Source organism: Mesorhizobium sp. Root695 (assembly GCF_001428185.1).
Lineage (GTDB): Bacteria > Pseudomonadota > Alphaproteobacteria > Rhizobiales > Rhizobiaceae > Mesorhizobium.
The window spans coordinates 41,117-66,175 of record NZ_LMHO01000020.1; the positions used below are offsets into that span (position 1 = coordinate 41,117).

Sequence of the window (25,059 nt, forward strand, 5' to 3'; positions counted from 1 at the left end):
CGGAAGCCCGATCAGGCGGTCGCGAGGAGCAATTTAGTGTGCATCTCCTCAAGCAATCCCAGGATGGGACTGTAACTTGAATGCGTTAGGCACGCTTCTCCGCCGATGGTTGCCACACCTACAGACTGCATATCTTCGAAATCAGGCAGAATACATGGTCCCCACACACGCTGCAGCCTCAGCGGGCCATACTGTATGGGGAAAGGAAGGACTCCAAGATTGGTCAGCACGGCCTCATGGGCAAACGCAACGGACGCGAAGCCTGCCGCCCCTGCCACGTCCGGCCCGCTGCTGATGAAATCCCGCACAGCGGACAAGGCCGCATGGAGACCCGATCGTGTCTTGGCAGGGGCAATCTCAGCGCCCATGCGACGGGCTAAGTCCCAGAACGCGTCCGTTTCCAATCCGAAGCTGCTTGAGGCTGAGCCGAGATAGTTTCCGCAGTGTTCTCCGGCATTGAGGACCGGCCGCATATTGACCGGCGACCAGACCCGGATTGGGATGGTGCTCCAGGCGGTGGACAACTTGCGTGCTGCGAAGGTCAATGCAGTCGCCAAAGCACAATGGACCGTAGTGGATTCGGCCCTGGCCCGGGCGCGTAACTGCGCGGTCAGTTGCTGCGGTAGAGAAAGGCTGCTTACGAAAGGATTGGAGCCATCCCGAAGATGATAGCCCTTGGGCACGGGAGGAAGAGCGTCAGCCGCTGGAGCATACTGGGTGGGTATCGGCTCCGGTGGACCCGCATCGAAAAGTTCGTCCTCGGATGGGGTCTGTGGCAAGGTTGGGGGAGGATTCCCCGCCAACGTGGAAAGGATATCTCGTATTGCGTACGCCAGCGAAAAGCCGTCTGCGATCGAATGGTGGGCCGCGAGAGTGATCGCCGCCGCGCCGTCAGCATGTATCAGGACGGCTCTGATGAGAGGCGAATCCTTTTCGGAGAATGGGGCTCCGAGTTCGGCGGCGACCTCAGCCTGCCAGCTGCGGCCAGGATCGCCCTCAACGATCCTCAACGGGATCCTGGCATTCTTGCGTTGCCGAAAAAACGGACCCTCTTCTGCAGCTTCGATCGCCGCAGACATCAAGGCGTTACGGCGTTGCAGGGCATCGAGAGCGGTTCTCCATGCCGCCACGTCGGTCTTGCCGACAACGTGACCGGTCATGGTGAAGTGCAGCGGGCGGTGCTTGTCGATCAGCCAGAATAAGTGCTCAAGCGCGCCGAGTTTCCGATCGGTGTGGACGTGGCCATGCTGCATCACGCTCCCCATATGTCCCTCCCTGTCTCCCGATTTGGCCATTTGATGCTCGGCGACTGATCAATCCCACGGACCAGCCCAAGGTCAATCTGCACGGGCGTGCGCGCTGCGGGTTCAGTCGTTGTGGGTAAGGTCTCAGAAAGCGGAACGTCCTGCAACGCGGTGCCGGCACAATCCGGTCGCGGCATCGGTTGGTGGAAGAACTCTGGGAGGCGCGTAAAGCGATCCCCAAGCGCCCAGCCAACTCACAGTCTGATTTCCGGTTGGTGTCACGGGTCACGGTCGCCGTCATACCGGAGATCAAGGGAATGCCGTTGGGCACTTTATCGATGGCTACACGGATAGGAATGCGTTGTGCAAGCTGGTCCCAGGTGTACACTGGGTCGACATTCGGTAGACCTTGGACACCTGCCCCAGCGTTCGACACGGCGATCCACGCGTAATGGTATCGACATTGCCTATGATAGGCTCGCCGTAGCTCATCAGCTTCGCCTCGGCGCGATCACCCAAGCATATCTGCGACAAGGTTGGTGACATAGTCGTTGACCGGACTTGTCACCTTGGTTCGCGCTAAATTTATCTTCGCCATTGCAAGCTGCTGTGCAGCGGAGTCGTACGCGGCCTTCGCCTCAGGGCGATGCCGGCGTAGCTCTGCTGCTCCTCAGGAGTCGTCGCTTCATTGTTCAGGTGCTGGCGACGATCAGACTGCGCTTGTTTAACCTGATGATCGGCGGCAGCTTGATCCTGAGCAGTGTGACGGCAACCTCATAGTTGATCGGGTCGACGACATAGACGATGTCACCTTGGTGGACATACTGGTTGTCGACGACAGGAATCTGCGTAATTTGCCCCGCGACCTGGGGCGCGACATTGGCGACCTGCACACGGACTGTGTCATTGCGGGTCCATGGTGACATAACGTAGTACTGCCACGTCATTAGGCAGAGCACGATCGCGACGATAGCAATCCCAAGCGTGGCAACCAACTTCCCCAAGCGCCGTAACGTCCTGAAGACCAGGGATGGCCGAGAGCGGCTCGAAGGTTCAACGGCTTCGGGCCCTGGCAGCGGATTCCCGATGGCCGCGGTGTTTTGCGTGTCCGTCGTCCCAAGAGCCAGGGTGGTCATTGTCTTCTCCTAGGCCAACAAAGTGATTAGGCTGAAAATCGCCATGTAAAGGCTGAATTCCGCAATTGACGGACTCAAGAACCACGTCGAGGATCCGATCCGTCGCAGGATGGGGTGCAGGACGAGCGCGACGATCAGACTGACCGCGCCATAGGACAGGATGGGCGCGAGCATCACGCCACCGATGAGGAGGTCATAGAACCGGGGTGTCACGATGAAAGCTCCATGTCGTTTCGTGACGCATCAAGGCCGTAGGCGGCTGCGGCTAACGCCGACGCCGCGTCCCCGCCAAGTTGGTTGTGAGCTGCGATCTCATTGGCGGCGGCCAGCATTGTCGGCGGATTCTTGCTTCACACTGCAGCAATCGCCATTGTTCTTAGGTGGACAGGTGTGGCAGGCGTCAGCATATCAAGTGCTGCATGTGCCAGCCTGATCGCCGACGAGCGGTCGAAGCAATGAAGGGCACAAGCCTTTTCAACCCGGGCACTGCAGGTTACCAATCACGGCTCGGCAATTGCGCAAAGGCACAGCATGACTGAGGCGCTTGGGTCCTTACAAGACTGGTTCTACCAAGTGGCTTCGCCTGTGATATCATGGTGGCTGGGCTCGATCATTGCTGGCGTCGCAGCGTCGCCGGCTATTGTTCTGGTTTTGCTGCTGGCTTCGATCCTGTGTGCGGTGCTTGGCAGAAGCATCTCCATCATGATCTCTTGCCTCGTCTTCAGCGCCATTGTCATTGCATTGCACGGCCTTGCCCCGACGCAGCCGTTGAAAGGCGGGCTGATAATGGTGGCGGTGTTAGGCTTCGGATTGCTGGCGGTGGCATTTTACCGTGAGCGCGGCAAAGTCGACAACATGTACCAAAGGCTGGAAGCTGCCCGCAAAGAAACTGAAGAAACGAAGCTTCTTCTGGACAATGAAATCAAGTGGCGAAAAGCATCTGAATGAGCAGCCGAGGCTGTTAGCAGACCCAACGTCAGCGTGCGCTAATGCTGGCCTTCGAGCTTACGAAGTAGATTGATGCCGGCCTGTCGGCCTAGATTCTGCCAGCCCCGCATCAACGGAGGCAGTAAAAGCTAGCTAATAGGTTGCTGCCAACGCCTGGGGCGGGGGATGCCTGCGGTACAGGCGTTGGCAGCTATCAGGGTGTGGCTACTCACCCTGATTGCCGGTCGCTCCGAACTCAATAGCAACGGGTTCGATGCGTTTGGATCAATCTTCGTTCATGGCTCGTTTCATCTGATCGGTGAATGGCTTGACGAGGTAGGAAAGCGCGGATCTTTCCTTCGTGTGCAAGAAGACTTCGACTGGCATGCCAGGCACCAGTTGCTTGCCTTCCAAGCCACGGTCATCAACAATTGCGATTGTTGAAAGATAGTAGGCCTGACCAGTCTGCGCGTCGACACTCGCAGCCGCTCCAATAACGTTCACGCGCCCGTCTATCTCTGGTGTGGTGCGCTGGTTGAACGACGAGAAGCGCAGCCTGACATCCTGGCCTGTCGATACTTGGTCGATATCAGTAGGTGCGACCCTCGCCTCGACGACAAGCTCGTCACCGCGAGGCACGATTGACATGACGGTTTCACCGGGCGCAATCACCCCACCAACCGTGTGAACCTTGAGGTCGTTGACGGTACCCGAAATCGGCGCCCGCAATTCCATGCGTGTGAGACGATCCTTTGCAGCGACGATACGCTCGTCCAGCTCAGCAACCTTCGCCTCGACGTCGCGCAATTCGCGCTGGGCATCGGTCCTGACCTGCTGGTCGATCTCGATCATCTTCAGATTGACCTCGCTGATCTGGCCCCTCGCCCGCGCTATGTCGGACTCGACCTCGGCGATATGGCCGTCGATCTTCACCTGGTCCCGTTCCAGCGTGTGGGTCTTGTCGCCTTCGATAAGCCCCTTGCGCAACAAGGGAGCCAGACGGCCGATATCTTCGGCCACGAGGGTGCGCTCACTCCTGCTTGACGCCTTCTGGGCCTCCAGACCTCTGATCTGTTCCTCAAACTGTTCGATCTGCGAAGCCAGTTGCGCCTTCTGGGCCATACGCGACGCCCGGTTGTTGGCAAACAGCCGCTTTTCGCCATCCACGATAGCGTGTGAATCGACATCGGCTGCAAAATCGAACGTGATCTGGTCCATGTCGTCGCGCTCGGCTCGCAAACGGGCGGAGCGCCCCTGGAATTCCAGGAACTGCCCGCTCAACACGCCCAACTCCGCCCTGGTCTGGGTCTCGTCGAGACGGATCAGAACGTCACCCACTTTCACCGCGTCGCCATTAGCGACTTCGATCGCGCCGATGATGCCACCGTCGCGATGTTGAATCATCTTCAACTGCTTTTTCGCGGTGACTTTGCCCTGTGCAACAATCGCACCCGATAATTTTGCATTGGCCGCCCAGCCTCCACAGCCAAGAACCAAACCCAACGCAAGGAGGCCAGAAACCACCACCCGTGAGTGGATCGCGTATTGTGGCCGGCGCGATTTCTTCTCGATATTCTTGTCCACGTTTTACCCCTGTCGTCTACGCGGTCGCCAATGCCGGACTAGGCAATACGGCGTCGTGTTTTGCTTCGAGAATGAAGTCCTGTGCAGTCAGTTCGTGATGGCCGTCCAGGACCAAAGAGAACTCGTCGTCCGGGTCGCTGTCGAGATTCCCGGAGACGACCGTGACTTCGTGATCGATGTCGAGCATTTGATAGTTGAAGGTCACCGCCCCAAGTTCGGCCGGTGCCGCCGAGGCTGCGCCGGCAAAGAACAATTTCTGGCTGGCGAAGTCATTGTTGTCATCGGATATGCGCGACAGATCAATGCGGTCTCCGGTCTGGAAATCCATTATCAGGTCGAACGGCCCGCCATGGTTGGCAAGAGACTCGAGCGAGCGAAACACGAAAATGTCGTTGCCGCCGCCGCCAACCATGACATTGACGGAGTCGTTCGCCACCAGCGTATTTCGCCCATGGCTGCCCACGATGCTCTCAATTGCAAAGACATGGGCCTCTTCGATGCCGTCCAGGAAGACGAGCCCATCCTGGAGGTCCACGATGGCGTCAGCGGCATTGGCCGAAAGATCGAGCGTGTCCTGCCCCTCGCCGCCATCCACGATATCGATCTGGAGGTCGTTGTTGAGATGAATGACGTCATCGTCTGAGCCGCCGTCGACGTGGTCGAGACCTAGACCATCGCTCAGATGATCATTGCCACCGCCGCCGCTCATGGTGTCGTCACCGGCATCGCCGAGGAGCGTGTCATCACCCTGACCGCCATCCAGCATGTCGTTGCCGTTGCCGCCGTCCAGCGTATCCGCGCCCGCACCACCATGCAGCTCGTCGGCGCCGTCGCCAGCCAGCAGTTGGTCATTGCCGTCGCCACCGGCCATTGCATCGTCCCCGCTGCCTCCGATCAGTTGATCGGTCCCGGCACCGCCATCGAGGGCATCGTTACCGTCTCCGCCGTCCAGCGTATCCGTGCCCGCATCGCCATGCAGATCGTCGGCTCCGTCGCCGCCCAGCAGATGGTCATTGCCGTCGCGACCGGCCATGGCATCGTCGCCGCTGCCCCCGATCAGCAGATCGGTCCCGGCACCACCATCGAGGGCATCGTTGCCGTCTCCGGCGTCCAGCGTGTCGTTGCCGTCTTCGCCATAGAGCGTGTCATTGCCAGAGCCGCCGTCGGCCACGTCATTGCCATCGCCACCATGGATCTGGTCATTGCCTTCGTCGCCAAGAAGCAGGTCGTTGCCGGCATCGCCATACAGGGTATCGTTGCCCTCGCCGCCGAACAGGGTATCGTCGCCACGGCCGCCAAACAGGATGTCGTGTCCCCGGCCACCCCAGATAACGTCGTTGCCGTCGCCGCCGATGAGCCGGTCATCGCCATCGCCGCCGTGAATCGTATCGTTGCTTTCGCGCCCGTAGACGACATCATTGCCGCCCCGGGCGTCGATCAGGTCACCGTAGGGTGTTCCTATCAGTATATCGTCGCCTTCGGTGCCGGCTATCGATTCACCGGCAGGTTCCGTGACTTCGAGATGAGCGCTCTGCTGGATGGTATCGGCACCGTCGCTGATCTGATAGTGAAACGTGACGGGTCCGGTCTGGTCTTGTTCGGGCGTATAGAGCCAGCGTTCCAATCCGATACGCTGAAGTTCGCCATGATCCGCCTCCAGCGAGCGCACGATCAAATTATCGCCGTCTGGATCGCTGGCGCCGTTCAGGAGTTCCCCCATGGTGATGATGACCGACAGGTTCATCATGCCATCGGAAAGAAAAACCGGACCGGTCAAGACCGGCCGCCGGTTTGTTTTTGTCGACCCTGGCGAGCCTTGACCTGGGTCGGATTGGCCCGGCTGATTTCCCTGTCCGCCACTGCCGCCGCCCTGGCCGCCGGAGCCCGACCCGCCGTGGCTGTTGTCGCCCTCGCCCTGGCCTGGCAACGAACCGCCGGGAGGGAGCGATCGCCCGCCGTTGTCGTTGCCGGCAACAGGTGGCGGCGCGCCACCACGACCGCCAGCTCCATGGATGCTGTTGCCGACGCCACTGCGATGGGCCGAGTGCAGTCCTTGCACGCCCCAAGGCCGATGTGGCTGCCAGACATCGAAATTGAGGTCGGGAACATTGACGCTTATAGGTTCGGCGAGACTTCGCAGAAAGTCCGCGACTTCGCCAATCTTCTGAATCTGCGTCATGACCGGGTCATCTTTGATGTCGGATGCGTGTTTGTCTTCCTTACTGTTGTGGTCGGAGGGCTCGCCCGGGTGCTTGTCGGAAACCTTCTGTTCTGTCTCGAACATCTTTTTCAGAAGCCCCGCAAATGCGCCGATCAAAAACGGAACTGCGGAAATTGAATTGACGCGCGAGCGCGACTCTCGCAGTGCAAAGCGGTTCTTCGGAGCGTCGAGCTCCTCGTGGTTGGGCAGTCCAAGTGCGAGCCGGTCATCCATTTTTGCACTCGTCAATCCTTTTGCGCGGCCGCAACGGCCGACGCTGAGCGCACCTTGCCGCCAGAGCCAGGCATCGGGGCGGCCCGCACTTTGCCGTCCGAGGCCGGGATTGGGGCCGCGCGCGCGGGTTCACGGATCAGTTCGTCCTTCGGCCCCATCGCTACAAGCTTGCCGTTTTGTATCAGCCCGACGAGATCGACTGCTGCCAGAGCGCTCGGGCGATGGGCGATCACAATGGCGATGCCGCCACGGCGACGAACGCCTTTGAGCGCCTCCGTCAATGCCGTCTCCCCTTCGGAGTCCAGGTTGGAATTCGGTTCGTCAAGCACGACAAGGAAAGGGTCTCCGTAGAGAGCGCGCGCAAGGCCGATGCGTTGGCGCTGGCCGGCCGACAGGGCTGTGCCGTTCGACCCAAGCTCGGTCTGGTACCCCTGGCCGAGCCGGACGATCATTTGATGGACACCCGCAGCTCGCGCAGCGGCAACGATCCCGCGCGCATCGGCTTGCGGATCGAAGCGCGAGATGTTCTCGGCGATCGTCCCCTCCAGCAGCGATACATCCTGTGGCAGATATCCGATAGCGGCGCCAAGTTTGTCGCTGTGCCATTGATCGAGGTCGGCATCATCGAGCCTGATCGAGCCACGCAGCAGCGGCCAGACACCGACAATGCCCTTGGCCAGCGATGTCTTGCCGCCGCCGCTCGGGCCGATCAGTCCGAGAGCGTCGCCAGCCTTGAGTTCGAAAGAAACGTCGCTCAGAAGAACCGCTCCGGTATGGGGCGCAACGACAGTTACCTTTTCCACTTTCAGCGTTTGGCACGGCGCTGGAAGGTCGATGATGTCGGACTCGTCATTCATGGCCGCAAGGGTTTCCTTTAGGCGGCTAAAGCTTCGGCGCGCAGCGACGAAACCCTTCCAGTTGCCGATGGCCATGTCGATGGGAGCAAGCGCGCGCGCGGAAGCGACCGAACACGCAATGATCGAACCCGCTGAGAGTTCTCCTTTCATGGTCAGATATGCGCCAAGGCCCAAAAGCGCCGATTGCAGCATCATACGCAGCACCTTTGCCAGGCCGCTGAGGGACCCCGTCACATCGCTGGTCCTGGTTTGCAGATGGAGATGCTTGTCATTGGCGGCTTCAAAGCGCGACACGGCACGGGAGCCGAAACCCATTGCCTTCAGAATATCGGCATTGCGCGCATGTGCGTCGGCGATGTTCGAACGCACAATGGCGGCGCGGTGCGTGTCCTTGGCGGCATTTCTCGTCAGCACTTCGGTAACGACGGTCAAGGCGATGAGGACTATTGCGCCCGCGACTGTCAGCAATCCAAGCATGGGGTGGAGGAGATAGACAAAGCCCAGGAACAGGGGCATCCATGGCAGGTCGAACAAGGCGATCGGAGCCTGGCTGGATATGAAGCCTCGCACGGTGTCCACGTCCCGGCCTCGCTCAAGCGCTTCTGATGTGGAATAGCCGTAGCGCGGCATTTCGATCACCACCTTATGGGCTAGCGGGGCAAGTCTGGCGTCGAGGCGTGCGCCATAGCGGACGAGAATCTGCGACCGCACTACGTCGAACAGGCCTTGGAATAGGTAGAGACCAATGGCCAGCACCGAGAAGGCTACCAGCGTAGGCACGCTGCCGCTGGGGATAGCCCGGTCGTAGATCTGCAGCATGTAGAAAGAGCCCGTCAACGCCAACAGGTTGATGACGCCTGAAAGGCAAAGCAGAAAGACCACAAGGCCGCGATAATTGCCGATGTATTGCGAGACATCGGGCGTGGACCGGGTGCGTTTCTTTTGGGTACTCATGAAAGCCAATCCCAACTAAGTTTGCGGGTTTCAGCGGCCGCCGAGGGGTTCCTCTACTCGGCGGCTGGCACGTTCACGTTCAGGCAAACTTGAACGAGGTTCCATCCAGGTCGTGGTGACCGGCAACGTCGATGCTGAAGTCGGCTGCACCGTCTCCGTTGATCTCACCCGTAACCAGCGTGTGTTCGCCGTCCGCCGCGGTCTGATAGCTGACCATGACTTGGCCCGCCGAAGTGAACCCGGCTCCGGCAAATAGGACGAAGGACTGGTGACCCGCGGCACTCGTGTCGGCATCGATCATTGACAGATCAATCTTGTCGCCCGGCTGCAAGCCAACGATCGTATCGCCGTTGGCATCGGCTGCTGACGCGAATACGAAGGTATCGCTGCCAAGCCCTCCATCCATGGTATTGACGGCGGCGTTGGCCATGATCGTGTCATCGCCTGAACCGGCGATCACGTTTTCAAAGCCGAACACCGTATCCTGGCCGCTTTGCGCGCTCGAGACACTGCCGTGATGCAGCAATCCATTACCCAGATCGATCGTCAAGCTGGCGCCGATGGCGGAGTAGTCGAGCGTATCCTGCCCATCCTCGCCCCAGTAGACGTCGTCTCCGTCGCCAACGTTGGCGATGATGTGATCGTCGCCAGTGCCGGCATAGACGGTGTCGTTGCCAGCTCCGCCTTCGATGACGTCGTTGCCCTCGTCGGCAAATATCCGGTCGTTGCCGCCGTCGCCGAAGATCATGTCATGCCCAGCGCCACCAAAAATATCGTCGTTGCCGGCGCCACCGAAGACGACGTCGTCGCCTGCGCCAGCCTTGATCAGGTCGTCTCCGGCACCGCCAAGCAGGGTGTCTGCGCCGCTGTTGCCCAAAATGACGTCATCGCCCTGGCCACCGCTCAGCACGTCCGCATCGGGTCCACCGACCATGACATCGGCACCATCAGTGCCGAGATGGGCGTCGCCTCCCGACACCGGCGCATCCGCGCCGTCACTTTCTCCCGCGGCAGCTGCCGTCAGGTCCAGCGAAGCGGTTTGGTGAACGGAAGCGTGGCCATCGCTTATGTCGTAGCTGAAGCTCACCTGGCTGGTGTCGTCAGTGGCGGGTGTGAAGGTCCAGCCGTCGGGTCCCTCGGTGACAGAACCCGAGGACGCCGTGAGGTTGGTCACTGTCAGCGAGTCGCCGTCGGCGTCCGAGGCTCCAGCCAGAAGCATTGCCGCGGCGATCAGCATCGGCGTGTTTGCGCCTAGCGAGGGCAGCACGATCGGTCCGTTTAGAACCGGCGCACGGTTCTGGTGCTCGTTGTCGTCGTCGTCCTCGTCATCGCCACCTTGAGAGGTGTCGCCTCCGTTACCAGGCGCACCCCCGCCGGCAGGCGCATTTCCGTTGGCAGGCGCAGCATTGTCGACGACGTCCTGGGGACGCAGGTCGCCAACGACGTGGTTGGTTCCGCCGGCGCCGTGGAAGACGATACGATGGTCGGACGTCAGGCCAGAGATGTCGACCGTGTCGTCACCATCGCCGCCGTTGATGTGGATGGTCGAATAGTTGAGGCTGGTGGCGGTGAAATTGCCAACCACCTGGATCGTGTCGCCTCCGCTCGTCCCGCTATCGGGCGCATTGGGATTGTTGCCGTTGTTCGCGGTGGTGTTGAGCGCGTTAACGGTGATTTCCTCGATGTTGTCGAGCTCAACAATAATGGTGCCATTGCGCGCGATCACAATCTCCGTGTTGGCGTTCAGGCCGGCGAAGCCGGCGTGGGCAGCGCTGCTGACGATGCCGTTGGCTGCATTGTTGTCCCAGTCGTCGGCGTTGGAATAGATCGCGAAAGTTTCGGTGGACCCGGGGCGTCCGTTGACGACGAAGGAGTCCGAGCCCGTGTCGCGACCCGAGACGAGTGAGGTTGTTCCGCCATCGACGAAATCGCGACCGTCAGTCGGCGTGTTGTTGTTGCCGGTATTGGCGTTCCAGACGACGGTGTCGTTGCCGGCACCGGCAGCGACGGTGTCGTTACCCTGGCCGCCGGAAATGTTGTCGTTGCCGCTGCCGGTGACGACGATGTCGTTACCGCCGTTGCCGAAGACGAAGTCGTTGCCACCGTTGCCGGTGATGGTGTGGGCGGCATCGCTATCGACGATAATCTCGGAAGCGCTTGTGCCGGCGATGTTCCCGCCGTTCTGGTTGATGACGGTGACGGTCGGGCTCTGTCCGTTGACGGTGTAGTGGAACGAGCCGCCTAAAGGATTTGCGTCGTTGACAGTGACCGACTGGCTGCCGTTCGAGTGAGAGGACGTAACGCCGCTGTTGTTCGACGTGCCTGAGATCGTCAGGACCGTATCGGAGTCGACATCGTTGGCCAGCAGTGCCGCGTCCGGGACGGCGAATGTCGTCGTTCCAGCGTTGGTAATGATGGTATCGTTACCGGCGACAGTCGGATCAGCGATGGCCGTGATCGCCACCGTCGTGGTCGCGACCGGGCTGTCCTTGAGGCCGTCGCTCACCGTAACGTCGATATGGCGCGTCGTGTCAGTATTGTAGACGGTCGGGTTTTGGTTGGTCGGATTGGTATAGGTGATCGCCTTCAGCGCCAGTTCGTAGTCGGCGGTCGAAGCGGCGCCATTCAGGGTCACCATGTGCTTGTCGGCACTTAGCGCAGCGGTGATCGTTGCCGGGACCGCACCAATATTCAACTGATCTCCCGCGATCGCGTCCGTGAGAACGATCTTGGCCGACTGGAGATTTGTATCATCGGCATCGGTGATGTGAGGCAAGGTGGTGAGGGGCGCACCCGTGGCCGATCGCTCGGTGTAGGAAGCCGTGTTGTTGTTGCCCTGGGCCGAGTCTCCAACAAAATTGACGCGAACATTGTCGACCCGGAAGTAGTCGCCGTTGTTCAGGCTCGTGACCGCGAAGCGGATTTCGGAGTCCGCAGTCATGGTCTGACCGGCCAGACTGATGGTCTTCGTGCCCGTTGCGTCTGCACTGCCGTAGGTCGCGATCGTGACGAAATTCGTCCCATCGGAACTGTACTGCAACGCCAGCGTCTCGTTGGCACCTATGCCGTTCTTGGCCTGGAGATCGAAAGCGATACTTGTCGCCGTTGCCGCGCTCTGGCCAACGCCACGTGTGATCTCGGCACCATCGCCGCTGCCGAACTGCAGGACTCCGCCATTGCTGGTGCTCCTGGTGATCTGGCCGCTGTTCGACGAGGGATTGTTACCATCGTTCGATTCCTGCCAGCTGCCATTCCAGTTCACATTGCCGTTGTTCTGGCCGTAGGCATTATTGTTCGAACCGAACGCATCGAGCGTGTTGCGGGCGATTGGCACGTAATTCAAATCCAGTGTCGGCGCTTTGTCGAAGTACGTTGCTGGATTGATGGTCTGGTCCGCGAATTTGAAATTTTCCACGCCGATCACCAGATCGGTGCCATCGGTCGGAATGAGCTGACCGTTGGCATCCGTAGCCAACGGATCGCGGTGGTCGGCGACCTTGATCGCCGCAACGCTTGCCCAGTTGGCGTGAGGGTTGACGACGACTGCGCCGAGCGCGTCCACGGCTGTAAGTGTATAATCAGACAGATTGCCTGTGAATACCGCCGTATCGCCGAGACCATCGATGCCGCCATCGCCGAGCACCGTGTCCTTGAACATTTCTGTGCGCAACAATTCAGTGAAGTGCCTCTCGAACCCTGCGCCTGTGAGCAAGCCCCCGGACAATGTGTCGGTGTACGCAACGCGATGCGAGGCACCTTGGTATTGAGCGTCCTGAAGCTGCAGCGCCGCCGTTGAACCGCCGTTGTTGTTGTTATGGTCATAGGTCGACAGATGGCCGGCGGCATCCACGTATTTACCGATCAGCGTATCGAGCCGGATCGAGCCGCCGACGATGAGGTCGTTGCCGCCTGCGCCTGTGAGGATGTCGTTGCCCGATCCACCAACGAGCCAGTTCTCGCCCTTGTCGAGGGCGGCATTGGCGAGGCCCGCGTCACCGGCCGAGTCGCCGGTCAGCGTGTCGTCGCCGGCCGAGCCGATCAGGCCCTCAGTCTGGAACGCGGCGATCTGCTTTGGAATGCCGTTGACGTTGACGGCTGGGTTCTGCTGGTCAGCCAGGATGAATGTCACACCACCGGGGCGGACAGCATTGTCGCTGAAGTCGATCAGGTCGAAACCCAGCGTGCCCGGCTTGTCACCCTCGTCGACGACGCCGTCTCCGCCGAGCACCTCGTCGGTGCCGATTGTGAGGGCTCCGGTGGTGTCACCGGGACGGATGATGTCATCACCATTGCCGCCGAACATCTGATCCTGGTCGCCACCTCCAACCAGAACGTCATCGCCATTGTCGCCGTAAAGAATATCGCCGCCACTGCCGCCGTCGACATAGTCGTTGCCGTCACTGCCATGGGTGAACGGATCGGTGTCCTGATCACCGTAGATGCGATCGTCACCGGTGCCGCCGGACAGCTTGTCGATGCCAATGCCGCCGGAGATGAAGTCGTTGCCCGAACCACCGATCACCTGATCGTTGCCGTTGATGTCGGAGCCGCTGGACTCGCCGTAGAGAAAGTCGTCGCCGGATCCGCCGTCCATCAGGTCGGGGTTGTCGCCGCCATACATGTGGTCGCTGCCATCGCCACCGTAGAGCCGATCAATACCGTAGCCGCCGTACATGGTGTCGTTGCCGCCATCGCCATAGACTGTGTCATCGCCGCCTTGTGCGTAGATCAGGTCGTTGCCCATGGTGCCGACGATGATCTCGTTCGACTCCGCACCCGAATTGGGCGTGCCATCGAGGTTGACGCCATCGTTGAAGACCACTGATCCGGTGGTCAACTGGATGTCATCGACCAGAATCTGCTGGCTGCCGCCGGCCGAGTTTTGCTGCACCTCGATCCGCAGATGGAAACCCGCATAGGCGGGGTCAATCGTGCCAGTGTCCAATGTCACATGCGACCATGCACCGTTGGCCGGTGTCGGCAAGGCCAGTGAATTCAGCACGTGAGTGGTCACGCCGTCTGTCGCGATCAGGCGAACTTCGCCGCCGGGCCAGGCCAGGTCCGTCCGGTCGCCCACATTGAGACCAAGGCTGAAGGTCTGACCCGCTGTCAGGATCTGGCCTGTGTCCTGGGACAGGATTGCCCCGCTATGCAACCAGACAACATTGCCGCCGCCATGGCCGGCGGGATTGCTGATAGAGTTGACCGGTGCGAACAGGCCGCCAACGCCACCGGTGATCGTCCAATTGCTCGGATTGGCTACCGTGTAATTTCCGAGCACGTTCTGAATTACGCCCGGCGTACCCGTGGCAAGCGAGTCAGCCTCGAAGGCGGCGTTGATGGGATTCACTTGGAATTGGGTGCCGTTCGCCAGCCGGGTGTCCTGGACATACTGTACGCCACCGATGGTCACCACATGGCCGTCGTTGAGATTCCCGCGGCCACCATTGGAGTACACGCCCATGGTTCCGTCAGCGACTGCGGCAATGTCTCCATATTTGTGCTCATTGCCGGTGGTTAGAGCTTCGGCGCCCGTTGCCACGACCTCCTTGTTGGCGCCGAGATCGACATACTGATCGGCATATCCAAAGATGTTGCCGTTGAGGTGCGCGAGCCCGGTATTGCGCTCGACGATATCCTTGAACTGGCCATTGCCGACTTCTTCGGCAAACTGCTGACCGGCCAGGCGGAACAGATAATAGAAGCGGTCTCCGTCCATCAGCGATTCGATCTGGTTGACGAACACCTTGTCGAAGGTCTCGCCGAGCAGACCGCCAGGCTGATGGATCTCGGCGAGCCCCCCAAGCCAGGTGTCGATCTGGTTGAAGCCTAGAGTACCGGCGCCGCCGACGGCTTCATCCCCGTTCAGGAAGCCGTATGCCTGCTCTAGGGTGAAGCCCAGCGTACCGACAGCTACGGTGCCGTCAACAATGCCCAGGATCGCCTGCGCCTTCGCGAGGTCACCGTCGAACGCATAAGCAGCAATGAAATTTGCCAGCGAAGTCGGGTGCTGCATGTTCTGTCCGAAATCGTTCCAACTGACGTAGCGAGCCAGCCCGACGGCTTCGCGGAAATCATTCAACGTGGGGATGCCAACATCGCGACCACGGGCAATGTTGATGGCGGCGAGATCAAGCGGCTGCCCAAGCAGCCCCTGGTTGAGGGCCGGGGTGATGAATTCGTCAACCTCGTTCATCTGCTGATGCGTCATGCCGAGCGCGATGGCGGCTGGACCGATGTCCGCGTATTTTTCCGGGCTGAGGAACGCCTCCTTCAGCGCGTAGCCCATGATCTTGCCGGTCAGTCCGTGAGTCGGATCGATGGTGTCGATCGTCTCGCGCAGGGTCGAGTGACCGAAGCGGAATGCTGCCTGAGAATACTCCAGCGAGACCGCGGAATTGACACTTGACGAATATCCAACAAATTCCTGGATATTGGGCGTCACGTTGCGGGCATATTGGTCGACCGCCGTGTGCTGATATTCCATTTCGACGACCAGTTTGGCCCCGTTGAAAACTTTATCCTGGTCCCAGGCGATGCTGTTGTCGGCATAGACGAAATCTCCAGCCGCATTCATTTGACCCGTGTCGATCTGAAAATCATGCAGGCTGGCGTGGGTCGGATCGCCCGAGACAACATCTTGCCGATGCAATGCGTCTATCAGGTTCTGCACCTGATAGTTATGCTCCTCGTGGAAGATGTGATGGATCGAGGTGAGACCGAAATTCTCATTCACGCGGCCGTCGCCCGCGACATAGTGGTCACCAACGGACGCCAGCAGGATCTCACCCACAGCATCGTGCACCGCGCCTGCAGGCGCCGTGATGCTGAAATCCGCAAAGTTCACGAAGGGATACAGCGCATTGGCACCCGAAAGCGTATGGGGCGTTCCCGGCGGGGAACCCAACGGCAGATTTTCCATGTAGAGCGTGAGCTTGTGTGTCGCGGGATCGATGGCAAAGGATGAATTGGCACCAAACGTGCTTTTGACGTTGGCATTGATCGTCGCGATCGCGGCATCGACCTTGGCCGACTGCGCGGAGTTGCCGTAGCTAGCCTCGCCGACGCCTTGGACGCCATCACCATTGGTGTCGTAGAAGCCGTGCAAATGGCCAGCGTCGAAGCGGGGGTTCATGTCGAGCAGCAGAGCCGAGCCGCTCGTGCCCGCAATCACATGTCCGCTTGCGTCGCGATTACGTAGATTGGACACATCTTCCCAGGTCAGGGCATCTCGCCCGGTCGCTTCGACATGGGCCCGGAGCTCGTCGAGCGTCGGCAGCGTGTCGTTTGTCGAGGTCCCGTCGGCCTTCGTCCACGCGGTCGCCAGCGTCGTACCGTCGAACAGATTCATCCCTGCATGGAAGTCCGTTGTTGAGGCAGTCGTCGGATCCGGCACCCATTCGCGCAGCAGGTTCGTCAGTTGCTCGTGCGAGCCATAGGTTTGGCTCTGGTCGATGAACGGCGAGGTGTGGTTGACATATTCTGGACCATTTCCATCGACGGTCTGCACCGTGGCGCGGCTGATGGTGATCTCGTGCACAGGCTGCCCGTCCGGGCCGGCCATGCCATAGAGCGGATCGTCGGTCGCAAGCGCGATCTTGATTGTCGCGCCGGATGACTTGTCGATGAAGTCGAGGCCATGGTCGAAGAACTGGCCGAACAGTACGAAAAAGCCGTTAGACGGCGACACACCAGGGTTCAGGGCACCAATGAAGTGATCATCCTGGCCGGCTGACGCGGCAAGCCGCGCCTGCGGGTCAACCTGACCGAGACCGCCGTCGGCGACGGTGGCCAATTGGCCCCAGTCGAGGACCGTGGCAACGCCATTGGGATCATAATAGATTTCATTCGGCGTGTGGTTGGTGGCTGCGGGATCGGACGCGTGATTGGCCCATGTGTCGTACGTTACGCCAGCGGTCGTCGTCGCAAGGCTGATCATGCGCGGCGTGTAATCGATGACGTTGGGAATGTTGATCGCGGTGCCATCCGTTGCATGAGAATCGCCAGGTTGCACAGTCGCGGTACCATCCAGCGTCACGGCATAATCCGTATTCGCGGTGCCGCTCGCATTAAAAGTTCCGGTCGGGGTTCCGTCCGTCGCGCTGCCGTCGCTGTACTTTCCGTAGTATTGCTTCGCTGCGGCATAAGCATAATCAGCCACTGCCTGCATGATTGACGAATAGTTGGCGTAGTCCGCGGCAGCCGACCGCGTGAAGATCTGGTCGACAGCGCCCCACTCGGCGTTGATGAGCGACAGGTTATTGTTGAGCCCAGTGACGTCGCGCAATCCTACGAGGTCAGTGACCGACTGGTACGAGGTGCCATAGGCTGCGATATTGGCGCTGACGCTACCAAGATTTGCATAGGCGACGTGCGTGGAATTGTAGACCGTACCTGTGCCGTCCCAATTGATGATCGCATTGCCTTGCTGGTCGAACAGAGGAAGAAAGTTCAACTGGTCCAGAATGAACTGGATGTCCGTCTGGTTGATCACGAACGGCTTGAGCGTGTAGGCCATGGCACTTCTCCTCACTTGTGCGCCCGACGATACCGGGAACAGTCAGCGCTATTTGATCTGTCGGTCTTGCGAGGAAATTGGCCACACACTATTTGAAGCTCAGTCCCGGCACCCGACCTTAACTCTTCCTTAAGGATGTCGTAGTGACAAACATTTGCCATCATCCGAGGTCGAGCGAATTCGCTAGACCTTTGCGGGATTTTTCGAGCATTAGGTCTGGCTTCGAACCAGACCAAAGTCGGGGTTTATGCCTGACTTTTGCCTAGAACTCACGCACCTGCGAGAGAGTCGCGGCGTCGCTCAGTTACCGTAGCGGACGGCAACTCGCTTACTGGTGATGACGACGCCGCACGCGCAATCGGTTTAGTTCGAGGCCAGCCCGTAGCCTAAAGTCGCAGCTCAGACGCTTGGGTTCAATGCTCACGCCGCCCCATAAAGCGGCCGTATTGGCGATTCGATCGGATAGTTAATTTAACCACGATCATCACTCTTCGGCACAGATCGCCGCCATGACAGACACATTGGGATTTAAGTGCTTATATTTTTTTCCAATAATACATATTGAGCCAATTTTGTGTCTAGTTGTTGCGAAGATATATATAACGATATTTGCAACAGATGCTATTTATAAATCGAAAAACTAACTGAAATTGACCTGCATTGACATTTATTTGAGTAAAGCCTAACATACAATGTGGGTGCTTGAGGCTGTTGGGGTTTCAATGCAGGGTCTAGTTGCTTGCAGGCGTAGCAATACGCTTGTGCATGCGTTGGGGGTAAGGGCGTGGGCGAGTTGGAAAGGGTTTCAATTGCCGTTGTCGACGATCATCCGATCGTTCGAAGTGGCCTGAACGCGGTCATTTCAGGCGAAGCTGGGTTCAATTTGGTGGCCGAGGGCAGCACCGCGCGTGAAGCGTTGGAAATTGCCGAACGATGGCGGCCGCAGATCATGCTTCTCGATCTCGCGATTCCAGGCGGCGGCATGGAGGCCTTGAAGCGTATCGTCGTGCAGGTGCCTTCCGTCCGATGCATGATCTTGACAGTTTGCGATTTGGCAACCACCGCCATCGCCGCTTTGAACGCGGGCGCCAAAGGCTATGTGCTCAAGGGCGTGAGCGCTGGCGACCTTAAGAAGGCGATGTGGACGGTGGCCAACGAAGAGTCGTTCGTTTCACCGGAATTTGCAACAAAACTGCTGCAGGCCGCACAGTTGAACGTCCAGCATGCTTCTTCCATCGACCAGCTTACCCACCGCGAAGCTCAAATCATGAAAGCCGTCGAGGAAGGTCTCACCAATCGAGAGATTGGGGAGAAGCTGGAGATCAGTGAAAAGACCGTCAAATACTATATGTCAGCCATTCTGCAGAAGTATGGGGTCACAAACCGCGTTTCAGCGGTAATCGCGGCGCAAAAGCTGCGCGGCGCAACCTTGTCTCTGGGGAATTGACGCTTCGGGGACTCCGATCGACGTGGCGCTGTTTCGATATTCGCTGCCAAACGGTGAGGCGTCATCCAAGTTTTTCGGCGAGTTGCCAGGCGAACGAAGGCCTGCGGTGAGGAGCCTGAGACAAATGCGCGACGCGCGCCTCCCCTGGATCGAGTTGGGTGGCTACCTGCTGCTGCTCGCGATCGGCTGCCTCCTTTGGTTCCAGTTCAGCACCGCCAGGGAAATGGACCTCGAAGCCGCGAAGCGCGCATTCCAGGCGGAGAGTCGGGCCAAGAGTCAGGCGGTTGCTGTCGACATCGAGGCCGGCTTTCGCCAGATGTACCAGGGCATTCGCACCATCGCCCGCTTGCCGACCGTGCGAGCGCTGAATTCGGAGTCTCATTCCTTGCACGAGGATGCAAGGGTGAGCGCCCAGGAAATCTACAACAATCTGGCGGAAAATCTTTCGGTTTCGGAACTCTACATAGTGCCAGCCAATTTCGATCCGGATCGCATCGACAGCGACCCGACCACGCCAGAAGCGCCGTTGATGACATTCGACGAATTGATAGTTGGCAAGAATGCCGACCAGACTCCGTCGCGTGCAGCTTCTCTAGAGAGAAGAAGAATAGAAGAAGTTGAGAAATTTGAATATCGAGTCATGAAACTTCAGTTGGACTATTTGGCAAAAATATATAAAATAGAGAGTTTGATTTCCGATCTTAATTATCCAGCAATTGTCAGCGGAGAAGTAATTACGTGCGACAATACGCACTATTCGCCTACGATGCCTGATGACGGCGACCGAAAGGGTCTAGTTTATTCGGTCCCATTCTTCGGGTTTGACGGGGAACTGCGCGGCATAGTTACGGCGGTTGTCCTGTCCGACGTAATCACTGAAGTTCTACCAAATGATGGCTATGCACTTGGCAATGACAGACTCGGTTTCTACAGGGGTGCCCATGACGGCCATCTTTGGAAGGAGATCTCGCCGCGAGCCGAACCGGGTCCCGACACCGTCGCCTATGCCAGCTCGACTCCGCTCGATTTTCCAGATGTGGCGGGAGGGTGGAGCCTTTGGTCTGCGGTGCCGAGGGCGGTGTTTCTGGAATCCCCCGCCGTTCAGTCGATCAATGAGCGTTTCCGCACCGAGGTCATCATCCTGATTTTGGGGAGCCTGGCGCTGGCTACCGCGCTCCGGTGGCTTGCTCATCGAGGCTCGACGGTGGAAAGGCACAATCGAGATTTGGCATTGCGCATTGAGGAACGCACGGCCGAGCTGGCCAGCGCCAAAAAAATTGCCGAGGAGGCAAGTTCAGCAAAAACCCAGTTTCTCGCCCGCGTCAGCCACGAGATCAGGACGCCTATGCATGCGATCGTCAGTGCGGCGGAGTTGCTGAGATCCAGCCGGCCTGACCGGCGTGCGCGGGCCAAACTTGAGATCATCGACCACGCCAGCCAGACATTGCTCGACATCGTCAACCAAGTGCTCGACCTTTCAGCGATCGAGGACGGCAGGCTGAACATCAATTCGGTCGAATTCGCGCCTTCGGTTTTGGTCTCGGAAACGTGTGACATGATGCGGGCGGTCGCCGACCGCAAGGGTCTGAACATAGCCGTCGAATGCGCCCCGACCACGCACGCCCTTTGCCGCTCTGATCCGGCGCGCATTCGCCAGATCCTGGTAAACCTGATCGCGAACGCTCTCAAACATACCCAGGCCGGCGGAGTGATTGTCCGGGTTGGCAGTGATCCATCGGGGGTTCTCGCCTTCGACGTAGTGGACACGGGTTCGGGCATTGCGGAAGATGATCGCGAACACATCTTCCAGGAATTCTATCGCGGTGCCAATTCGGACGGGGCCGGGCTCGGGCTAGCGATCAGCCGCCAACTTGTGGAGCGGCTCGGCGGCACTATCGAGGTCAGCGAGGCTCATCCGCATGGCGCTCACTTCCGGTTCTCCATCGCCACCGAACCTGCGGACACAGTCGCCGCGGCACACGCAGAACCCAACTTGCCGGTGACGAAGTGGAACCCTTCGACGGTGGCAAGTCCGGGGATACGCATCCTTTTAGCGGAAGACAATGAACGTGTCCGCGGACTTCTCGAGGAAACGCTTCGGCAGGTTGGCTGCTTGGTGCAAGTGGCCAGCAATGGCGAGGAAGCGGTCGCCGCAGCTCGACAAACCAGTTTTGACGCAATTCTGATGGACTGCTCGATGCCCAAGCTTGACGGCATTCGTGCCGCGTCGAGGATCCGGGAGATTGAGGCGACGTCGGTTGCCGAACGTCGCCGAGTTCGCATAGTTGCCTTGACGGCCAGCGCATATTCCAGCGACCGCGATGCATGCCTGCAGGCAGGAATGGACGATTTCTTGAGCAAGCCCTTCAAACGGGAACAGCTCTTTCGCGTCTTGGGAATTAATCTCGACGCGACGGGCAAAAACGCAGCTCTGGCGCCGGCGGCGGAATAGCGCAGTCTATGCCGTATTCGCTCCGCCAGCGCCTGGGCATCGCTTGGCCAATCCCTACTGGTCGGCGCTCCCCGGACTCAGGATTGTCAGTGTCAGCTGCCGCGAAATCTGCCTTAGATCGTTCAGCGCGTCGAGGCTCGCTGACTTCAAGTCCTGAATGATCTGTCTGGCCTCCCTTTCCGTCGTGCCTTCTGTAGGCCGCAACAGGTCGTCGAGCTCGTCGAGGCGCAGCATCACGAAGGTGAGCATTTGTGCTGGGCCATCGTGGATGCGCTGGCCGATCTCTTTTTGGTTTAGGCTATCGGGTCGAGGGTTTCTAAACCCACCGATTATGTCGTGGCCTCGGAAGGCCAGAACGAGCGCACTCAGAACGATCGCCCACGCGAGTGCAATTGCTACGACCGCTTGAATTCTGCTGGGGGCTGCATCCCCACCCGCTGCCCCCGGAGCTGTGACTGTGACACATTGATCGATCCACCAAGCGAGCGTTACCATTACGATCGAAACGACAGCGACAAGCAGGAAAAAATGCCGAGTCAGGCGAATCTTTTTTCCAATACTATTTTCAAGCATGTCTTTCCTCACACGGACCATCGAACCGAGCACAACTCTTCTACGTATGCTCCCAAGTAGCAACGCTGATGGTTTAGATCACCGCCGAACCGACGGAGGCCCTTATGACAAAGGCCAACACAATCGATTGGGCAAATGAAAAGTTCCAGCCGGCCCAGCGATCAGGTCAAGCAAGTCGCTTCCTAAAGCTCGTCCATGGACCGGGTAGGCGTCGCTGACCATTAGCGTTTGGTCCTCGATTCGCCGGCTATCTTCTTTTTTGGAAGTCAGGTGCTAGCGCTATCATGATATTCGAATAGAGTTATGTCCGCTTTCAGTATCGCAGATTGCGTTCTGAACGGCCTAAATTGCTGAAGATCCTATGGGGATGGAAGGCGGCCAGCGCTCTGTCAGAGTGAAGTCGCCAAACATCACCTGGAGGTCAGCATGCAAGCCAACACCACCAAAGCCCCGGCCGCTATCCGCGTCGATCTTGCGGCAATATTTGTCTCGTTAGAACTGTGTCGTTCAAAATGGCTCGTGACCTCGCTTTCGCCAGGCGGGGGCGAGAGAATGTCGAGACACATCGCGTCGGGGGGCGACATTGCGGGTTTGCTCGATCACTTCGCAGAGCTGCAACGAAAGGCGGAAGTGCGGACAGGACAGAGTTTCCGGGTCATATCAATCCAGGAAGCCGGTCTGGATGGATTCTGGATACATCGGGTCCTCGAACGCGAAGGCATCGAGAGTTATGTCGTCGACCCGGCATCCATTGCCACATCGCGTCGCCGTCGGCGGGCCAAGACCGACAGGATTGACGGGGAGCACTGGTTCAAGCGTTGTTGGCCTACAACCGCGGCGAGCCTCAGGTTTGCGCGATGTTGCGAGTGCCAACGCCGGAGGAGGAAGACCGTCGCCGGTTGGTGCGGGAGCGTACCCACAGCCACGCAACCTGGACAAGCGTCGACCGGAGCCGGGGATTGCCGGACTTCGAGACTCCCTGCTCGCAATTAATCTGCCCACTTTGCCAGGGCGTTGGCACCAAACCAGCGTAGGCGGCAACCTGTCGTCGATTGTCAAACTTGCGCGACAATCCCTCGGACCACAGGACGGCCGCGAAATCCGGACCTATTCCCTTGAGGCCTGAGCAGCAGGGCCGGTGTTGGCTCATCTGCCACGACAAGCAAGGCGTCGCGTGCCTCTTCAACATCCTTGATCTGCTGGATCAGCAACTCGATGCGATCGAGCTCGCGGCTGATCTGCGCCATGAGCGCTGGCGGCAGTGGACGCCCATCTCCGGTAATGAGCGCGTCGAGGCATTTGCGTCGATCTTCTCTCAACGGTTCGTATCCGGACACGCCCTGGCTGAACAAAAGGCCCCTTATCCTGTTGACGTGCCTGATCCGCTCGTTCGTCAACGCCTTCCGCCATCAACCCAATTCCGCGCTCAGTCAGTGGTTCAGGGCGCGAGTCATCCAGAATGGTGGCCGGTACAAGAAGACGGCGATCATCGCCCTCGCTTGGAAGGCAATGTTCCGCAAGTAGCGTGGTAAAATCGAAACCCACTTCCTCCGCCATAAACCGAAGAAATATCAATAGAATCAAGCGCTTGATAATTTCTGCTCGAGCGCCGCGCGTTTCCGCCCACGACCCGCGTTTGCCGGCGCCTCTACTGGCTCGAGGCTTTCCACAACCACCCGGTCGACGCCATCCTCACAAAGGCAATATCGCTGACGCCGATCTTTTTCCTTGGCTTCTTCGAAGCCTCGATCGCCGTCTTTTCGATTATCTACTTTGGGTACACGCTGCTTGTTCATTCAAACGTGCAGATTCCGTTCGGCCCTTTGAGGTGGCTGATCGCCAGCCCGCAGTTCCATCACTGGCATTATGCCAACCAGCGCGAAGCCTATGACAAGAACTTCGCCGGGCAGTTGCCTGTCCTCGACGTGCTGTTCGGCAAGTACAATGTCACCGGCGACAAGGTGCTGGAGAAGTACGGCGTCGACGATCCGATCCCGTCCACCTATTTCGGCCAGATCGGCTATCCGCTCCTGCCCCGCAGGAAGCTATTGAATCGAGCCGCGCCGAGCACCGAAGCCTGACAGCTGACATCGGGCACGAAACCAAAAAACCCGCCGCTCCTTTGGCGCGGCGGGTGGCTCATCAAATCACGGCCTACTTGACCAGGATGGTCGCCCACATTCCGTTCATGAAGTGGCCGGGAATGTTGCAAAAGACGGCATAATTGCCTGGCTTGAGGTCGAGCGTCAGTGATCCGGCCTTGCCCGGATCAAGCTCGGAGACTTCACCGAGATGGCCTGCCTCATCCTCGTTGACGCGGTTTTCATTCGGCACATAGGGCAGCGTTGTCCTTTTGGCGTCGCTCACCGGCGCCACGATCATTTCATGGACCGTGTCCTTGGAGCTGTTCTGAACCTCGAAGGTCACCTTGCCTGCAGATACGACGGTCTGGTCCAGCTTGATCCTCATGGTTGCCATGCTCATGTTCGCCGGCATGCCCATTCCCATCTTTGCATCGGGGTTCGCGACGCCATCCTTGTCCCACAGCTTGACGTTTACGATCGTGTTGGCGAAGGCGGGTGCCGACGCGGCTAGTAGGACGAGGACCAGTCCAGTCTTGAAGGGCTGCATGTTCGAAAGGCTCCAGATCGCTTGCGGCGACCCCGCAAGGACTAATTGGGGAATGATTCGTGGTCGCGGCACTCGGCTAGAACAGCCAGGCTGACAACAAGCTGACAGTGAAAATTTGGATGGGCGGCCCATCTGCGGCGCGGATGCCGTTGTCAGCCAGTTGTCAGGTTGGATTGATTATGCCGCAACGATGACGGTGAATTCGCCGTCGGACAGGACCGATCGAAATCCCACCCACAGGCGCGACATCCTCGCGCAACCTTCCGAATGGAGCCATCATGTATCGCACTCTCGTTCTCGCC

At 59.1% G+C, this 25,059-nt stretch carries 14 protein-coding genes and 2 pseudogenes; 5 read left to right on the forward strand and 11 right to left on the reverse strand.

From position 1 onward, the window contains the following. Positions 1 to 11 precede the first annotated feature (11 nt). The 3 genes from ASD99_RS18125 to ASD99_RS18135 form a co-directional block, all read right to left on the reverse strand. Complete coding sequence (locus tag ASD99_RS18125) at positions 12 to 1,265, reverse strand: phthiocerol/phthiodiolone dimycocerosyl transferase family protein (RefSeq protein WP_082583333.1); 1,254 nt, start codon at positions 1,263 to 1,265, stop codon at positions 12 to 14. A gap of 671 nt (positions 1,266 to 1,936) precedes the next feature. After that, positions 1,937 to 2,380 (reverse strand): biotin/lipoyl-binding protein, encoded by a 444-nt coding sequence (locus tag ASD99_RS34755; protein ID WP_057144464.1) that lies wholly within the window; start codon positions 2,378 to 2,380, stop codon positions 1,937 to 1,939. 9 nt (positions 2,381 to 2,389) lie between these two features. After that, entirely contained in the window at positions 2,390 to 2,593 is a 204-nt protein-coding gene (locus ASD99_RS18135; RefSeq protein ID WP_057144465.1) for a DUF1656 domain-containing protein, read from the reverse strand. Positions 2,594 to 2,911: 318 nt separating this feature from the next. Here ASD99_RS18135 and ASD99_RS18140 point away from each other — a divergent pair, with 318 nt between their 5' ends. Then, positions 2,912 to 3,328 (forward strand): hypothetical protein, encoded by a 417-nt coding sequence (locus tag ASD99_RS18140; protein WP_057144466.1) that lies wholly within the window; start codon positions 2,912 to 2,914, stop codon positions 3,326 to 3,328. 264 nt (positions 3,329 to 3,592) lie between these two features. Here the strand turns inward: ASD99_RS18140 and ASD99_RS18145 are convergent, their stop codons facing one another. From ASD99_RS18145 to ASD99_RS18160, 4 genes are all read right to left on the reverse strand, one after another. Beyond that, complete coding sequence (locus ASD99_RS18145) at positions 3,593 to 4,891, reverse strand: HlyD family type I secretion periplasmic adaptor subunit (RefSeq protein WP_057144467.1); 1,299 nt, start codon at positions 4,889 to 4,891, stop codon at positions 3,593 to 3,595. A gap of 16 nt (positions 4,892 to 4,907) precedes the next feature. Continuing rightward, entirely contained in the window at positions 4,908 to 7,325 is a 2,418-nt protein-coding gene (locus ASD99_RS18150) for a cadherin-like domain-containing protein (RefSeq protein WP_057144468.1), read from the reverse strand. An 11-nt stretch (positions 7,326 to 7,336) separates the two neighbouring features. After that, positions 7,337 to 9,136 (reverse strand): type I secretion system permease/ATPase, encoded by a 1,800-nt coding sequence (locus tag ASD99_RS18155; RefSeq protein ID WP_057144469.1) that lies wholly within the window; start codon positions 9,134 to 9,136, stop codon positions 7,337 to 7,339. A 79-nt stretch (positions 9,137 to 9,215) separates the two neighbouring features. After that, entirely contained in the window at positions 9,216 to 17,654 is an 8,439-nt protein-coding gene (locus tag ASD99_RS18160; RefSeq protein ID WP_057144470.1) for a peroxidase family protein, read from the reverse strand. A 784-nt stretch (positions 17,655 to 18,438) separates the two neighbouring features. Here ASD99_RS18160 and ASD99_RS18165 point away from each other — a divergent pair. Both ASD99_RS18165 and ASD99_RS18170 read left to right on the forward strand, forming a co-directional pair. Further along, the gene (locus ASD99_RS18165) at positions 18,439 to 19,101 is read left to right on the forward strand and encodes a response regulator (protein WP_082583334.1); all 663 of its coding nucleotides are present in this window, start codon (positions 18,439 to 18,441) and stop codon (positions 19,099 to 19,101) included. 124 nt (positions 19,102 to 19,225) lie between these two features. Then, entirely contained in the window at positions 19,226 to 21,553 is a 2,328-nt protein-coding gene (locus tag ASD99_RS18170; protein ID WP_156389013.1) for a response regulator, read from the forward strand. A 54-nt stretch (positions 21,554 to 21,607) separates the two neighbouring features. On the opposite strand, the gene ASD99_RS18175 is transcribed toward ASD99_RS18170, so the two are convergent. Continuing rightward, positions 21,608 to 22,126 carry a histidine kinase gene (locus ASD99_RS18175; RefSeq protein ID WP_162256710.1) on the reverse strand — a complete coding sequence of 173 codons (519 nt, stop codon included), beginning with the start codon at positions 22,124 to 22,126 and terminating at the stop codon, positions 21,608 to 21,610. A 426-nt stretch (positions 22,127 to 22,552) separates the two neighbouring features. On the opposite strand from ASD99_RS18175, the pseudogene ASD99_RS34760 reads away from it, so the two are divergent. Continuing rightward, a pseudogene (locus ASD99_RS34760) lies at positions 22,553 to 23,040 on the forward strand (IS110 family transposase); the annotation flags it as partial. On the opposite strand, the pseudogene ASD99_RS35475 reads toward ASD99_RS34760, so the two are convergent. After that, positions 23,037 to 23,532, reverse strand: a pseudogene (locus tag ASD99_RS35475) (transposase); the annotation flags it as partial. The pseudogenes ASD99_RS34760 and ASD99_RS35475 overlap by 4 nt on opposite strands. Before the next feature lie 174 nt (positions 23,533 to 23,706). Further along, on the reverse strand, positions 23,707 to 23,922 hold the full coding sequence (locus ASD99_RS34780; protein WP_244497792.1) for a hypothetical protein: 216 nt from the start codon (positions 23,920 to 23,922) through the stop codon (positions 23,707 to 23,709). On the opposite strand from ASD99_RS34780, the gene ASD99_RS18185 reads away from it, so the two are divergent. Beyond that, positions 23,830 to 24,207, forward strand: a complete 378-nt coding sequence (locus ASD99_RS18185; RefSeq protein ID WP_244497795.1) for a sterol desaturase family protein — start codon at positions 23,830 to 23,832, stop codon at positions 24,205 to 24,207. The genes ASD99_RS34780 and ASD99_RS18185 overlap by 93 nt on opposite strands. Positions 24,208 to 24,280: 73 nt before the next feature. Here the strand turns inward: ASD99_RS18185 and ASD99_RS18190 are convergent, their stop codons facing one another. Continuing rightward, positions 24,281 to 24,757 (reverse strand): plastocyanin/azurin family copper-binding protein, encoded by a 477-nt coding sequence (locus ASD99_RS18190; RefSeq protein WP_057144474.1) that lies wholly within the window; start codon positions 24,755 to 24,757, stop codon positions 24,281 to 24,283. Positions 24,758 to 25,059 lie beyond the last annotated feature (302 nt).